12 protein-coding genes and 2 pseudogenes are annotated in these 15,093 nt (G+C 64.0%); 10 read left to right on the top strand and 4 right to left on the bottom strand.

Features of this window, described 5'->3' with window-relative positions:
- Window positions 1-70 precede the first annotated feature (70 nt).
- Complete coding sequence (locus AB0L63_RS01400; RefSeq protein ID WP_364493045.1) at window positions 71-997, top strand: hypothetical protein; 927 nt, start codon at window positions 71-73, stop codon at window positions 995-997.
- Between the two features lie 127 nt (window positions 998-1,124).
- Here AB0L63_RS01400 and AB0L63_RS01395 read toward each other — a convergent pair whose 3' ends face one another.
- Window positions 1,125-2,603 carry a PH domain-containing protein gene (locus AB0L63_RS01395; protein WP_364493955.1) on the bottom strand — a complete coding sequence of 493 codons (1,479 nt, stop codon included), beginning with the start codon at window positions 2,601-2,603 and terminating at the stop codon, window positions 1,125-1,127.
- Window positions 2,604-2,671: 68 nt separating this feature from the next.
- Window positions 2,672-3,169, bottom strand: coding sequence for a PH domain-containing protein (locus AB0L63_RS01390; protein ID WP_364493951.1), 498 nt, complete (start codon window positions 3,167-3,169; stop codon window positions 2,672-2,674).
- A 149-nt stretch (window positions 3,170-3,318) separates the two neighbouring features.
- Between AB0L63_RS01390 and AB0L63_RS01385 the strand changes: the two genes are divergently transcribed.
- The 3 genes from AB0L63_RS01385 to dapC all read left to right on the top strand — a co-directional run bounded on the left by AB0L63_RS01385 (window position 3,319) and on the right by dapC (window position 7,587).
- A complete protein-coding gene (locus AB0L63_RS01385) occupies window positions 3,319-5,922 on the top strand; it encodes a bifunctional FO biosynthesis protein CofGH (protein WP_364493043.1) in 2,604 nt (867 codons plus the stop codon).
- A gap of 199 nt (window positions 5,923-6,121) precedes the next feature.
- Complete coding sequence (fdxA, locus tag AB0L63_RS01380; RefSeq protein WP_364493041.1) at window positions 6,122-6,445, top strand: ferredoxin; 324 nt, start codon at window positions 6,122-6,124, stop codon at window positions 6,443-6,445.
- Window positions 6,446-6,468: 23 nt separating this feature from the next.
- Window positions 6,469-7,587, top strand: a complete 1,119-nt coding sequence (gene dapC, locus AB0L63_RS01375; RefSeq protein WP_364493948.1) for a succinyldiaminopimelate transaminase — start codon at window positions 6,469-6,471, stop codon at window positions 7,585-7,587.
- Between the two features lie 110 nt (window positions 7,588-7,697).
- Here dapC and AB0L63_RS01370 read toward each other — a convergent pair whose 3' ends face one another.
- Window positions 7,698-8,102: a MarR family transcriptional regulator gene (locus tag AB0L63_RS01370; RefSeq protein ID WP_364493039.1), complete on the bottom strand. Its 405-nt coding sequence runs from the start codon at window positions 8,100-8,102 to the stop codon at window positions 7,698-7,700.
- A gap of 194 nt (window positions 8,103-8,296) precedes the next feature.
- Between AB0L63_RS01370 and AB0L63_RS01365 the strand changes: the two genes are divergently transcribed.
- The gene (locus AB0L63_RS01365; RefSeq protein ID WP_364493037.1) at window positions 8,297-8,710 is read left to right on the top strand and encodes a MarR family winged helix-turn-helix transcriptional regulator; all 414 of its coding nucleotides are present in this window, start codon (window positions 8,297-8,299) and stop codon (window positions 8,708-8,710) included.
- 112 nt (window positions 8,711-8,822) lie between these two features.
- Here AB0L63_RS01365 and AB0L63_RS01360 read toward each other — a convergent pair whose 3' ends face one another.
- Complete coding sequence (locus AB0L63_RS01360) at window positions 8,823-9,242, bottom strand: DUF3592 domain-containing protein (protein WP_364493035.1); 420 nt, start codon at window positions 9,240-9,242, stop codon at window positions 8,823-8,825.
- A 571-nt stretch (window positions 9,243-9,813) separates the two neighbouring features.
- On the opposite strand from AB0L63_RS01360, the gene AB0L63_RS01355 reads away from it, so the two are divergent.
- The 5 genes and pseudogenes from AB0L63_RS01355 to AB0L63_RS01335 all read left to right on the top strand — a co-directional run.
- Window positions 9,814-10,578, top strand: a complete 765-nt coding sequence (locus AB0L63_RS01355) for a carboxymuconolactone decarboxylase family protein (protein WP_364493032.1) — start codon at window positions 9,814-9,816, stop codon at window positions 10,576-10,578.
- An 87-nt stretch (window positions 10,579-10,665) separates the two neighbouring features.
- On the top strand, window positions 10,666-11,799 hold the full coding sequence (locus AB0L63_RS01350; protein ID WP_364493030.1) for a 3-keto-5-aminohexanoate cleavage protein: 1,134 nt from the start codon (window positions 10,666-10,668) through the stop codon (window positions 11,797-11,799).
- A 761-nt stretch (window positions 11,800-12,560) separates the two neighbouring features.
- Window positions 12,561-12,842: a hypothetical protein gene (locus AB0L63_RS01345; protein ID WP_364493028.1), complete on the top strand. Its 282-nt coding sequence runs from the start codon at window positions 12,561-12,563 to the stop codon at window positions 12,840-12,842.
- A gap of 529 nt (window positions 12,843-13,371) precedes the next feature.
- Window positions 13,372-13,766 (top strand): annotated as a pseudogene (locus AB0L63_RS01340) (transposase); the annotation flags it as partial.
- Between the two features lie 148 nt (window positions 13,767-13,914).
- Window positions 13,915-14,395, top strand: a pseudogene (locus tag AB0L63_RS01335) (IS1634 family transposase); the annotation flags it as partial.
- Window positions 14,396-15,093 lie beyond the last annotated feature (698 nt).

The following is a 15,093-nucleotide window of genomic DNA, read 5'->3' as shown; positions in this document are numbered from 1 at the left end:
AGCTAGGTGTGGCGTGTCTGGCAAAGTCTTGGTCCAGTCGATGACCGGCCGTGCTCGATACAGTGATCGAATGCGCATTTCCGCTGACGTGATCGACGTCCTGGACGCGATGTCGGGTCTCGTTTTTGCGGGCGAGGCGAGCGGGCGTCTGACTTTCGCGCTGTGGCGAGACGGTGCGGTGCGTCTTCTCGACGACAGACTCGCCGAGAACTCGCAGCGAGAGCTCCCTCTGGAGGATGACGTCTGCGTCCTTGCGGCGTCCAGCCTCGATCTGCTCATACTCGCCTCCGCCGGCGGGCTCGTCATCGCCGGAGAGGAAGTGGTAACGGTGCCCGGAATACCCGCCGACGCGGCTGTGCTCCTGGGCGGTCTACTTGTCGTCGCTGTCCCGGACGGCGAGAGGCACCGGCTGCTCGTGCTCGATTCCGCGACCGGGGCGATCCTCGACGACCAAGCGATCGACGCCGATGATGCTCGCGCCTTCCTGCATCCTCATCCTGCCGAAGACACGGCGATTCTCGAGCTCGCCATGGGGCAGGATGGCGTTCTCGCCTTCCGCGTCGATGTCGAGGGATCGCGCCTACATCTGACCGAGATCCTCGCCGGAGATGATCTCGTGATCGCGGGTTTCAGTCCGTCGGGCGCGAGGCTACTTGTCACCCCGTATCCAAGCGATCCGCAGATCGTACGGATGCTGTCGTGGCCGGATCTGAAGGAGATCTCACGGCTCGACGCGAGTGACGTCGACGCCGTGTACGGTTTCGGGCTCGCCGGATGCTGGATCAACGACGACCGAGCCGCCGTGTACGCGACCGAGGACGCATTGATCGTCGCCGACGAGAACTTCGACTCGGCCGAACGCATCGTACTGCCGATCGACTTCGGCGACGAGGGAGAAATCGAGAGGCTCACGTATTTGGGTTCGGGGAACGTCGCCGTCGGCGCGTGGACGCCAGCCGGTCGACTCACCCTCGTCGTGCGCCTCATCGAAGGATAGGGCTGTGACTGACAACGTCTTTGTCCAGGCGACGACGGCGTTGCGGACGACCACAGTGACCACCTCGCGCAGCGGGCAACCCTGCGTGCAGCCTGCGCGAGGTAGTCACTGGATGTGCGTGCGGCTCTCAGCGGGTGCCGAGGCGGCCGGGGGTTGCCGATTCGATGAGGTTCCAGGCCTGTTCGAGTGGAATGTCGACGACGAGGTAGCGCTTTTTGCCAGCCGCGGTGGCGGCCACGACGGTGGCGATACCGGAGCGGCGCTGCCAAAAGGATTGGCGGACCGTCCAGCCGATGATGCCGGGGGCTTCGAGGCAGTCGCGGTCCCGGTCGAGCGAGCCCGAGCGGGTGATGAGCCAGGCTGGACTGCTGTCGGTGGCGGGCAGGATTGCGTGGCCGAGGCCGCGGTAACGGTCGGCGGCCAGCGCCGCGGCGATCGGGGTCGCGAGTGCGGGCAGCAGCCACCACCATGGTGAAAAATCCACTCCGGCAAGGGCAGTGATCAGCATCGCGGCCGCGAGAAGCAGGATCGGGCTCAGTGCGCGGGTGTACCGACGGCGGCGTGCGGCCGGTCCGTGTGCGATCAGCGGTGCGGTGCTGACCGTCGCATCGTCGGGCGGCCTGGTGCCTCGGGGGGCGAGCAATTGCGCGAGGGTGCGTTCGATCGCCGAACGCGGTGCCTGGGGCAGGATTTTCTGGCGCGGGCTCTGGCCGGTCATGATGGCTTCGAGCTCGGCGGCACCGGCCAGGCGCAACAGCAGCGGCTCGTTGACGGTCGCGCCGCGGAACCGCGCCAGATCCAGGGTGATCTGCCTGGTCGTGAACAGTCCGTGGCGCAGGTGCAATGTGCGGTCGTTGTCGAGCACGCGCAGCCCGAAATAGGTTGTCAGATAACGTGCACAGGCCGCGAGACTGACAATCACCACGATCGCGACGACCAGCAGTGCGATGCTGACGGCGATGAGGACCGCGCTGCTGTCCTCGATACGGAGCACCGCATCCGAACTGAACATGATCTGGCCGAACCCGTACTGAAATGCCACACCGACGATGGGTGCGATGATCGCGAAACCGGTCAGCGACAGTGGCGCGTAACGCACCCAGCTCGCTTGCCAATGACCGATCTCCCGAGCACTCCCGGAGACCGGCAGGTCTTTGCGGAGCGGATCCTCGATTGGCATCTGCTGTCCGACAGCGGATTCCGAAGCGGTGTGCGCGAGCAACACGGTCCGCAACTCGGGCACCACATCCGCATCCAACGCATCGAGCTTGAATTTCTCGCCCGAATCTGCGTGTTGCCCAGTCCCTATCGCCAACACCGCCAGCCCGAGCACCCGATGCAACAGATCGGCCTCGATATCGACCGATCGGATCCGTGGCCGCGGTACCGACAGCTTCTTGCGTTGAATCAACCCGGTCCGCAACTCGACATGTGTCGGCCCGACCCGATAGGTAGTGGTGAACCAGCGCGTCAGCGCGAAGCCGACGATCGCCGCCAGCGCGATGAGCCCCCACAGATGATTACCGGTATTGGTGCCGAGGAGCACCGATCCGATCAGCACCGGAATGAACTTCACAACCTCGTTGATGGGGTGTACCAACAACATTCGCTTATCCAGCCGCGACCACGGCTGCTCTGTCTCCGGCACGAGATCGGTCTCCGGTAGGTGCGAATTCACGTCGCATCCCCGCGGTGCAATGCCGCGATTTCGGTCAGCCGCGTGACGGTCCGTTCGGCGACCGGCAGATCGAGCGCGGAGATCCGTACCGCACCGGCCGAGGACGCCGTCGTCACGGTCACCGTCGCCAGTCCGAGAATTCGCTCCAGCGGCCCGCGCTCGGTATCGACGGTCTGCACCCGGGAGATGGGCGCCACCCGGCTCTCCACCGTCAGCCACCCGACCCGGGTGTACACCGCCTCATCGGTCACCTCCCACCGATGCACCGCATACCGCCACAGCGGCATCACCCCGATGCTTACCGCCGCGAGCACGAGCCCCGCCGCGAACACCACCAACTGCGCACCGCGATGCCCGGAGTCGGCGACAACCCAGACGGTCAGTGCCACGACGGGAATCACCCACCCCAGCGCGGCCTGAATCGTCCACAAGAGCTTGGCCTTGGTGCTCGGACGCCAGGCTGGGTCGGCCATGATCGTGTGCGGCGGCGACATGCTAGCCATGGTTGCACGTCCTTGCTCCGCCCCCAACCCACCTACCTGCGCGGGAATAATTCGCCCCGGCAACCCGGAATACTGCGCGAAATCCGACAGTTATCACCGCGCACAGGCACTGGAGGGAGACAGCCCAGGATGTGTAGCGCATGATCGAGGACGTGACCGAGCTAGCGACCCCGAGCGTCCCGCCAACACCGCCTACGCCGTCGGCAATGCGCCGCGCGCTGCGGCGGGCCCGCGACGGTGTGACACTGAATGTGGACGAGGCGGCCGTGCTGTTGCACGCACGCGGCGAGGACCTCGTCGACTTGTGTCGCAGCGCCGCCCGGGTGCGCGATGCCGGATTGGAATCGGCGGGTCGGCCGAAGACCATCAGCTATTCGCGCAATGTCTTCATCCCGCTGACCAAACTCTGCCGGGACAAATGCCACTACTGCACCTTCGTCACGGTGCCGGGCAAGCTGCGCGCCGAGGGTAAGGGCATGTTCCTGGAGCCCGATGAGGTGCTGGATATCGCGCGCCGCGGTGCCGAGCTCGGTTGCAAAGAGGCGCTGTTCACCCTCGGCGACCGGCCCGAGGACCGCTGGCCGGAGGCCGCGCAGTGGCTCGACGAACGCGGCTACGACTCCACCCTGGATTACCTGCGCGCCGTTTCGATCATGGTGCTCGAGGAGACCGGTCTGCTGCCGCATCTGAATCCGGGCGTGATGAGCTGGGCGGAGATCTCGCGGCTCAAGCCGGTGGCGCAGTCCATGGGCATGATGCTCGAGACCACCGCCACCCGCCTGTTCACCGAAAAGGGCAACTGCCATTACGGGAGTCCGGATAAGGATCCGGCGGTGCGGCTGCGCGCGATTACCGATGCCGGTCGGCTTTCGGTGCCCTACACCACGGGCATTCTGGTCGGCATCGGCGAAACGCTGACCGAGCGCGCCGAGTCGATCATGGCGATTCGCAAGCAGCACAAGGCATTCGGGCATATCCAGGAAGTGATCATCCAGAACTTCCGTGCCAAGGACGACACCGCCATGCGCGACGTTCCGGACGCGGGCATGGCGGAGTTCCTGGCCGCCATCGCGGTCACCCGGCTGCTGCTCGGTCCCGACGTTCCCGTGCAGGCGCCGCCGAATCTGGTGTCGCACGCGGAATGTCAGGCCCTGATCGATGCGGGCATCGATGACTGGGGCGGTGTCTCGCCGATCACCCCCGACCACGTGAATCCGGAACGGCCCTGGCCGAACCTCGATACGCTGCGCGAAATCACCGAGGCCGCAGGCTACCAACTCGTCGAACGCACCTCGGCGCACCCGAAATACGTGCGCGCGGGCAACCCGTGGGTCGATCCGCGCATCGGCGCACACGTCGCCGCGCTCACCGATCCGAAAACCGGTCTGGCGAATCCGGATGCGGTTCCGGTTGGGCTGCCCTGGCAGGAACCGGACGAGTCGTGGGAATCCGCGGGCCGCATCGACCTCAATACCTCGATCGATACCGAGGGCCGCAATACCGAGAGCCGCAGCGATTCCGCGCTCGGCCATGATGTCGTCGGGGCCTTCGGCGACTGGGACACCATTCGCGAACAGGCCAGGGACCTCGCCGTCACGGTACCCGAGCGGCTCGACTCCGATGTGCTGGCCGCGCTGCGTGCCGCCGAGAACGATCCGGCCGGGCTCACCGACGCCGAATACCTCGCGCTGGCAACGGCCGACGGACCAGCATTGGATGCGGTGGCCGCACTCGCCGACCAACTGCGTCGCGATGTCAATGGCGACGATGTCACCTACGTGGTGAACCGGAATATCAACTTCACCAATATCTGTTACACCGGCTGCCGCTTTTGCGCATTCGCCCAGCGCAAGGGCGATGCCGACGCCTTCACCCTGAGCATGGACGAGGTCGCCGACCGCGCCTGGGAGGCGCACGTCGACGGCGCGACCGAAATCTGCATGCAGGGCGGCATCGACCCGGACCTCCCGGTCACCGGCTATGCCGATCTGGTGCGCGCGATCAAACAGCGGGTGCCATCGATGCATGTGCACGCGTTCAGCCCGATGGAGATCGTGAACGGCGCCTCGCGCGGCGGGCAGAGTATCCGCGACTGGCTGGTCGCGCTGAAGGAAGCCGGGCTGGACACGATTCCCGGGACGGCCGCGGAGATCCTCGACGACGAGGTGCGCTGGGTGCTCACCAAGGGCAAGCTGCCGACCTCCGCATGGGTCGAGGTGATCACCACCGCACATCAGGTCGGCGTGCGTTCCAGTTCCACGATGATGTACGGCCACGTCGACAATCCCCAGCACTGGGTCGGACATCTGCGGGTGCTGCGCGGAATCCAGGACGAGACAGGCGGTTTCACCGAATTCGTCCTGCTGCCGTTCGTGCACCAGAGCGCACCGCTGTACCTGGCCGGCGCGGCGCGGCCGGGCCCGACCATTCGAGACAACCGCGCGGTGCACGCCCTTGCGCGGATCATGTTGCACGGCCGCATCGATAACATCCAGACCAGTTGGGTGAAACTCGGCACAGTTGGCACCCGGATAATGCTCAACGGCGGTGCCAACGACCTGGGCGGGACCTTGATGGAAGAGACCATCTCCCGCATGGCCGGATCGCAACACGGCTCCGCCAAGACCGTCGCGGAACTCGCCGAGATCGCCGAGGGCATCGGCCGTCCGGTGCGCGAGCGCACCACCACTTATGGGGTACCACCACGGAAGATCTCCGCGGCGCTGCCACTGACGGTTGGCTAGCGGCACCGGGTCGATACCGGATTCCCGGACGTCGCCCTGGCGACGATTCGCAAAGGGCGGATGCCAGGGTGTTTCGAATCCAGCGAGTGGCACGCGGGACGAAGTTGGTTAGGGCAGGCTGACCCGGAGTAACCTGGGCTACCGGGATAATGTGACGCTGGGCGGACTATCCCTGTGAGGACAGACTAGGAGAGCGGCAGTGCCGTACATCATCGCTGAACCGTGCGTTGACGTGAAGGACAAGGCATGCATCGAAGAATGCCCCGTGGACTGTATCTACGAGGGTGGTCGCATGCTGTACATCCATCCCGACGAGTGCGTGGACTGTGGTGCATGTGAGCCGGTGTGCCCGGTGGAGGCGATCTTCTATGAAGACGACACTCCGGACCAGTGGAGCGGATACGTGAACGCCAATGTCGACTTCTTCGACGAGCTGGGTTCGCCCGGCGGTGCGACGAAGGTCGGCAAGGTGGATTACGACCCGCCGCTCATCAAACAGCTTCCGCCGATGGCGACCGAATGAGTATTGGGTACTGAGTGAGTTCTGTGTCATCGCGTCGCCGCGTCAGCGCTCTGCTGCCGGATTTCCCCTGGGACACCATTGCGGCGGTGAAGGCGAAGGCCGCCGCGCATCCGGACGGGATCGTCGACCTGTCGGTCGGCACCCCGGTCGATCCGGTGGACCCGCTGATCCGCGCGGCACTGAGTTCGGTCGCCGAGGTGCCCGGCTATCCGACCACGCACGGCACGCCCGAACTGCGGGTCGCGGCGGTCGACGCGCTGAAGCGGCGGTACGGGATCACCGGACTCGATCAGGCCGCGGTGCTGCCGGTGATCGGCACCAAGGAACTGATCGCCGGACTGCCGCGGCTGCTCGGCCTCGGCGCGGACGACCTGGTCGTCATCCCTGAGGTCGCCTACCCGACCTATGAGGTGGGTGCGCTGCTGGCCGGTGCCAAGGTGGTGCGGGCGGATGGCCTGACCCAGCTGGGTCCGCAATCGCCTGCCCTTATCTATGTGAACTCGCCGTCGAACCCGACGGGGAAGGTGCTCGGTGTCGAGCATCTGCGCAAGGTGGTGCAGTTCGCGCGTGAGCGCGGCGCGATTGTCGCCTCCGACGAGTGTTACCTGGGCCTTGCCTGGGAGGGGCGTGCCGTCTCCATCCTCGATCCCGAGGTGTGCGACGGCGACCACACCGGTCTGCTCGCGGTGCATTCGCTGTCGAAGACCTCCAACCTGGCCAGCTACCGTGCCGGATTCGTGGTAGGCGATGTGGAACTCGTCACCGAATTGCTGGAGGTGCGTAAGCACTCCGGCATGATGGTGCCGTTCCCGATTCAGGCGGCGATGACCGCCGCGCTCGGTGACGACGCGCATGAGGCGCGGCAACGGGAGCGCTACCGTGCGCGTCGTGAGGTGCTGCGAAAGGCGTTGCAGGACGCCGGTTTTCGGATCGATCACTCCGAGGCGGGCCTGTACCTGTGGTCTACCAGGGGAGAGCCGTGCCGGACTACCCTGGACTGGCTGGCCGAGCGTGGCATTCTCGCCGCGCCCGGCGACTTCTATGGGCCGGGCGCGCGGGAGTACGTGCGCATCGCGCTGACCGCCTCCGACGAACGCATCGAGGCTGCGGCGCACCGCCTGACGGCGAACTCGAGGTCCTGAGTCTCTCTGGAGCGGTGACGTCGAAGGCACGATCAAACAACCGGTTGGCACAGTGATATTGCCAGTAGTCACAACAGCTCCAAGAACGGATAACGGCTCCGTGCTCGCATTCAGCCGACGCGTTCCAAGTTCTCGATCATGCGTCCCATGACGTCCATCATGGTGGCGAACCCCTCGGGGCTGATCCCGGTGGCCGACAGGTCTCGGATCCGATCCACGGACTTTGCTGCTTCGCCGTGTGCGGTGCGCCCAGCGGGCGTCAGGACATAGCGAGAGTCCGGACCCCGCTCGACCCAGGCGCGGGCAGTCAGTTCGGCGACCACTTCGTCGACGTTCTCCCGATTCACGTCCCAGAACGGACGCAGTGCGTCGGTCAGTTGTGCCGCATCGGCCGGGTTCCGGCTGATGACGTTGAGAGTCTGCCACTGACGGCGGGTGAGACCGGCCTCGGTCAGAAGCCTGTCGAAGGTGGACTCGATGAGCTGGTCGAGTCGCTTGAGTTGGAATCCGATCAACCTGCCATCAGTCGGCTCGTTAGCCACCGTCGAGCTGGACGTGTCCTGTCCCTGGCTCGAGCATGCGGCCAATGGCAGCGCAGCAGTGGTCAAGACGCAGAGGAGAAGAGAGCGGATGCGCATTGCGGGACCTTCATATCGATTGACAACTACTTGTCAAAGTGCAAGTAGTGTTAAAACGTTAACATACGGGTATGGATGATGTCGGTCGTGTGGAGCAGGCGATGATCGCGATTCGCCGCCGCCAGACCAAGCGGACGCTGGCGGGCGGAAGGGAGGTCGCCGGGCAGGCGTTCGACGTCCTCGACGTAATCGAATCCTCCGACGAACCCACGGTGTCTACAGTGGCGGCGGCCCTGGCGGTTGACCAGCCACGCGCGAGCAAACTGGTAGCCACCGCGGTCGGAGCGAACCTGGTGCGGCGGGTCGCCGATCAGACCGATGGTCGGCGTTCAGTGTTGGTGCTGACCGACCACGGGCAGGCGGTCGTCGCCGCAGTGCACCGTCGCCGCCGCGAGGCGTTCGATCAGGCGATGTCTGGGTGGACCGCATGCGAGCGGGGCGAATTCGCGCGGCTTCTTACCCGTTTCGTCGATGCGATGCCCTAAATCGTCCGTTGCCGGTGGACACCCTTTGTCCGGCCTGGTGGCCATGAATTCTCCAGGCGGGCGGCCATCTGGTGCCGTCAGTCGATGCCTCTCGGCGGCAATGCCAGGACGATCAGGCTTGGACGCCGCCGAGTAACGTGCCCAACCCGAGGAAAACGAGTCCGACCACCGATGCGGCGATGCCTGCAGCAACGCCCGAGTGCCTGCCACTGGCTATCTGAGCCCGCTGCGGGTCCGCAGGATCGACCAGGATCTCGACCGGGAACGGAAAGCTGCGCAGGGTTCCGCCCGAACTCCCGGTCGGGTTCTTGGCAGTCCGTGGCACGCCGTGCTCGTCGACCCATCGCAGAATCCAATATTGGATCGATGAACTCGACGAACTCGATTCCCAGACATAATCGATGACCTCGCCCTGGTGGCGCTTCCAATGCCGCCGACGGTCGCGCACCTGCCGTAGCTGCCAGATGCCGTTGACGAACAGAAATATCCCTAAGACCGTAAACCCGATGGCCATCCAGGTGCCGGTCTCCATGACCAGAACACTAGACCGCCTGTGCTCGGCCCGGCGTACATACCCGCTCCGTCATGTCCTGTTGATCATGCGCCGGTGGGGCTAGGGTCCGGGTAGGCGATAAGCGATATCTGTTCCGCAGCATGTCGCGGACAGTACTTTTCCGCCTCGGGACCTGCGGAGATACTTGGTGTCGTTTGCCACCGTTGTGGGTTCTGGCGCAAACACTATTTGCGCCAGAGCCTGGTTGTGGACCACCACGTTGCCAGTCGTGGGACCACGACAGCAGTACAGAAGTGGAACGGGTTATCGCGCTGTTGATTGGCGAACGCTGCGTTCCCGAACGACCGATATGCGGCAGAAGCGGATATTTCGGCTGGCATGAGCGCGCATTGCCAGCAGGCGTACCACATTCTGCCCGTGATCTTCCGAGGGGCTGCGATGGCCAGTTCGCGCTGGCCGGTTCGGTCAGCGTGGTGCATCCAGGTCACTTTGTGCCTCACCCATGGCCGTAATCTCCTACATGCAGGCGTCGTCACCAACCACGCGGATCCATCCAATGAGCCGCGCCGATCAGACGAAGGATGCACATATGTCCGCTGATGACACGTCGATGCCCGATCCGATGGACGATGCTGCGGCCGATGCCGGTCCTTGGAATACCGCAGCCTTGTCACGACTACGGACGTGGGCCCCAGAATGGGCCGATGCGTGCAATAAGATGGCTACTAATCCCTGGTGTAGTAGGGTCCTGAGCCGGAAGTTCGCCGAATTGGTCTGCGTCGGCCTGGCCGTGGCGTGTACCAATCTTGATATACAGGCGGCGCGCCGGCATATGCGTGCGGCGCTTGCGGTCGGTGCTACGCGCTCGGAAATCCTGTTTGTGATCAAGTGCGCGACCGTGGTTTCGCTCCACTCGTGCAGCGTCGCTGCGCCGATCCTGCTCGACGAGGCACAAGCCGGCGGGGGCGAACCAGTGTCCCGAACCGGCGGCCAGCCGACTCCGTCGTGTGATGCGATGCGCGCTGCTGGACAGTGGAATGACGCGTGGAATCCCTTCTTCGACCTTGACCCGGTATGGACCGAAGAGTTCATGGCGACCGGTGTCGGCATCTATCGAAGCGGGGTCATGTCCGCCAAAGAGATCGAGCTTCTCAGCATCGCCCTGGATGCGTCGGTCACCCACCTGTACTCACCGGGGATTCGACGCCATATCAAGGCTGCGCTGGGCGCTGGCGCGACGACTCAGGAGATCGTGGAAGTCCTGAAACTCTGTGTTGCCCAGGGAGTGCAGGCATGCAATCTCGGTGTCGCGATCCTTGCTGATGAACTGTCTCGAATCGAGCCGCATGAGTGATGTCAGAAATAGGATGGGACGTGGCAGTACAGCGATCACCACCCGCGAGGGTGACCTACCGCGACCGAGAGCTTCGGAGGCGAGAAAATGTACTTCACCGATCGGTCACTGCTCCCCGAGAACCAGGCACCGCTGATCATCACCGCGGCCCCCTACGGGCCGGTGTGGGTCCCGTCGGACTATCCCGAAGACATCCCGGTGACCTGGGACGAGCAAGTCCAGAAAGCCGTCGACTGCTTCGAGGCCGGCGCGCGCCTGCTGCACATCCACGTCCGTGACCCGAAAACCGGCAGGATTTCCAAGAACTTCGACGACTACAGCGCCCAGATCGGCCGGCTGCGCGAGGCTGTGCCCGACATGGTGTTGCAAGTCGGTGGCTCCATCTCGTTTGCCCCCGAGGGCGATGCCGTCGCCAAATGGCAAAGCTATGACACCAGGCACATGCTGACCGAGCTGGACCCCAAGCCCGACCAGGTCACGGTGACCGTCGGCTCCACGCAATACGACATCACCTCGATGCTGACCATCGACGATGTGGAGGGCACCCACTTGGCTGATCCGCACGTCATGTGGCAGTACTCGCAAATGGTCGCCGACGCCACGCCGGAGTTCTACATCGAAAACCTCAGACGCCTGCGCGAAAACGGCATCCAGCCCTACTTTGCGCTAGCCCACGTGCACGGCCTCGAGATCGTCGAACGACTGATCCGGCAAGGCTTGTACACAGGTCCTGTCAACGGGTTCTACAGCATGGTCGGCGGCGGCTCGACCGGCTCGAACCCCTTCGACCTGATGGAACTCATACGCCGCGCACCGCAGGGATCGTGCTTCACCTACCAGTCGATGTTCCGGCTCGTATATCCGATCTCGGCGGTGTGCATCGCGCTCGGTCAGCACGTCCGTGCCGGTATCGAGGAGAACCTGTGGGGTCCGGTCAAGGGCCAGAGGTTCACGACCGTGGAAATGATCCGCAAGATGGTGCGCATCGCGCAGGAGCTCGGCCGCCCGATCGCGACGCCTGAGCAAACACGGCAGATCCTCAAGCTCGGCACCTGGTACAACACCGCTGAGGAGACACTGTTCAACCTTGGGCTACCACCCAACCGTGACGAAGGCGAGCGCGGCTTCCTCACCTACGAGGGCTTCCACACCTTCGAAGAAGAAGGCAGAGTACACGCAGCAGCCGCAGCCGGTCCCGCCGATCCACGCGACATCCTCTAACTGTGGTGTCTCGGGACGTTGGTTCCACTGTCACGATCTCGAAGGCCAGCTACTTGGGGCCGATCACCCCAGGGCTGGAACGGTGATGGCGGTGTCGGTGAGTCGGTAGTCGCGCAACGGAACTCTGCGTGAGTACGCTGCATTGCCGGCATTTCCGGACGTTTGGCCGCCGTCACCATGGTCGGTCCGCATAGCGGATCTGGAACATGTTCTCCCGGCGGATCACCTGCTGTCGGTGGTCCCGACGACTGGCAATGTGGTGCACAACGGTGGCAAACCACATTGGATCGGGCGGAGAAGCTCGGGTTCGAGGGGCATGGATGACTGAGCAGATCCTCGGGTCGGCGTCCAGCCTCGGTCCGCTGGATGCATCGGCGTTCGCGGCTGCCCGCAATGAGGGACTACGGCTCGGTTGTGCCGTGTTCGTCCTGCCGTTGCACAACCAGGTTCACCTGGCGAAGCGGATCAGCACGTTGGATCCGCCGAGCCGGGGCGGCTCGAGGTCGGTGTCGGCATCGGCGGACGCAACCGGATGTTCTCCGCTTCGACGTCGCCCCGGGTGACAACCTCGTTGCCCGCTTCGACGAGGGCATTCACCTCATGAAGGCGCTCAGGACTTCCCGCGCACCTTTTGTCACGCCGCGCACGGAGTCGCGGGGGATTGGAAACATTTCGTGACCAGATCGCGGCGGTCTCCGAGTTTTCCCGGCCATCTTGATCAGGCTACTTATTCGTCGGACAGGGATACGGAGAATGTGAGTATGGGCTTGGCGCGGAAGGTTGTCGGTAAGTCAGTCCTCGTCGCGGGCGCCGCGACGATGATCACGCTTGCGGCCGGTTCAGCGGGTGCGGAACCACGGGACTGTGTGCTGAATCAGTGGGCGACCGGCGCGTCGGCGCATTGTGGAGGAGACGGCACCTACATCCTCGAAGTGGATTGCCTCGGTGTGAATCTGGCTTACGGCCAGCCGTTCGGGCCCTACTACAAGTCGGTCACAGGGTTTGCCGACGCCCCCGCCGGCAGCCGAGCCGGGGCTGCATGATGCCCACCACGCTGGGACAGCTCGGGATCGCGACCGGCGTGCGGATCACTCAGGTGCCGACCCGCCCCGGTTTGCCGGACAATGCATGGGAATACGACCCGGGGCGGCGCTGACGCCCGGGTAGCGCTGTGCAGCCGCCGCCCACCACCTGACGGCAACTGTTGGCCTCACGGATTCACCGAAATTGGCGACTATCGATCGATCGAATGCGTGCACGGTGAGGAGTAGTCCGATCGGAAGCCAACCCGGGAGCACGACGAATGCCAGTGGCAGTAGCAGGTTCTCCATACCCTGCTGTGGCGCAGCAACCAGGGCCACAATGGTGAACATTGCGGACAGCACAAGGAGGTAGACGATCCAGCGGAATACCCCCGCGCGGCGGCATCTTCCACGAATCGGCCATTCGCCGCGTACGAAGACGGCTTCGTTATTGAGGGACGTCCCAGAAGCGCCTGCTTAGACCGTGTCTTATGTGGTTGTATTCGTTGGTTGTGTGTCGTAACCGCTTGCGCGGCATGATGTTCGATTCGTGACCGACGAGTTGTCGAAACGTCTTGTGCCGGACGAGCTCTGGGAGCGGGTTGAGTCGTTGCTGCCCAGGTTCAGCCCGCGCCCGCAAGGTGGTGGTACCGCGCCGACCGATGAGCGGGCGGTGTTCACGGCCGTGGTGTTCGTGCTGACCAGCGGCTGCGCGTGGCGGATGCTGCCGCCATCGTTCGGGGTGACGGTGCCGACGGCGCACCGCCGGCTCACTGTGTGGACCGAGGCCGGACTGTGGCGCCGTTTACATTGCGCGATACTCGACGAGCTAGGCAGCCATGGCTTGATCGACTGGTCGCGGGCAGTGATCGACGCGGCGTCCGTGCGAGTGAAAAAGGGGGATCCATGACCGGGCCCAGCCCGGTCGATCGCGATAAGTTCGGCGTCGACGGAACTCGTTGTTGTTCAGCGTTTTCGCACATAATGAATAGGGATCATGGCGGAGGCTGCGTCGGTCAACTTTGCCAGCGGCGATGCCGCTACATCACCTCTCAGGCGCTCGGGCTCGATGATGCGGCCGGCGGTTATGGAGGTGTTCCGGGATCTGGTGCTGGCCCGCATCATCGAGCCCACCAGCAAGGCCGACTCGCTGCGGGTCCTGCGGAAACCGGCATCTCGACCGTGTCGTATCGGACGCTGACGCGGCGGCTACCGGATTACGCGAAAGACGGTTTCCGCCAAGGATTGTCGGCCGCGTGCGCGGCACACGCGGTCTGAGGCCGGCGTCGTTGGTGCTCTACGACGTGAGCACCCTGTATTTCGAGACCGACGCCGGGGACGGATTCCGTGAGCCGGGGTTCTCCAAGGAACGTCGGCTGAAACCACAGATCACCATCGGGCCGGTCACCGATGCCACCGGGTTTCCGCTGACGGTGTCGGCGTTCGAGGGCAACAAAGCCGAGACCGCCACGATGCTGCCGGTGATCAACGCGTTCAAAGCCGCTCACCGGCTCACCGACGTCACCGTGGTGGCCGATGCCGGGATGATCTCCGAAGCCAACCAGACCGCGATCGCGGCCGAAATTGACCGAAGTCAGGTGGTAAGTCCATCAAGCTGCTTGCGCGAGGGGGCGACGCAGACCATCCGGGAACGCGACTCGAGACCGTCATACTCGTGGAATCCTTACCGCTACTAACGATTAGGAAAATCACCTCGATTATTCCATCTCGCCAAATTCTCTCAAGTCAGATTATTTATCGGGAAAGTCAATTAACGCTCGAAACGCCGTGTGCTCTCGCAATATGACAACGTGTCAGCGCACGTGGCATGCACGCGGTTGTCGGGGTCCGGTTATCGGAGTGACGTCCTTGCTATCAGAGGAATTCGGCGAGATGATTATATAGTCGAGGGTGGCGGGAGTATACAGAATGTCGGGGTCCGTCCAAGGCCGTAGGGACCGTGGAGCGCCTTCGACATCAGTCCATGGAGTTGTGGAGGGATCATTATGAGTAACAGATTACGGGCGATAGCATCAGCTTTGGTGATGGCTCTCGCGATCGTGCTGGGCTCGAGTGTGGCCGCCGCCGAACCGACCCCGGTACAAGAACCAGTACCTGTATCGGCACCTGCTTCTGAACCGGCAGCTCCTGACGCGGTCCAACCAGCCGCGCTGACAATATTTGGGAGCATCGTAGGCGCAGGCGTACCAGGCGCCGTCGCCGGTTTTTTGGTGGGTTTGGTCGTTTGTATCCCGGCCCTCCTCTTATTTGT

It is taken from the genome of Nocardia sp. NPDC051990, from assembly GCF_040680755.1.
Lineage (GTDB): Bacteria > Actinomycetota > Actinomycetes > Mycobacteriales > Mycobacteriaceae > Nocardia.
Note: the sequence above shows the minus strand (reverse complement) of the source record. Positions and strands in the feature narration are given on the sequence as shown.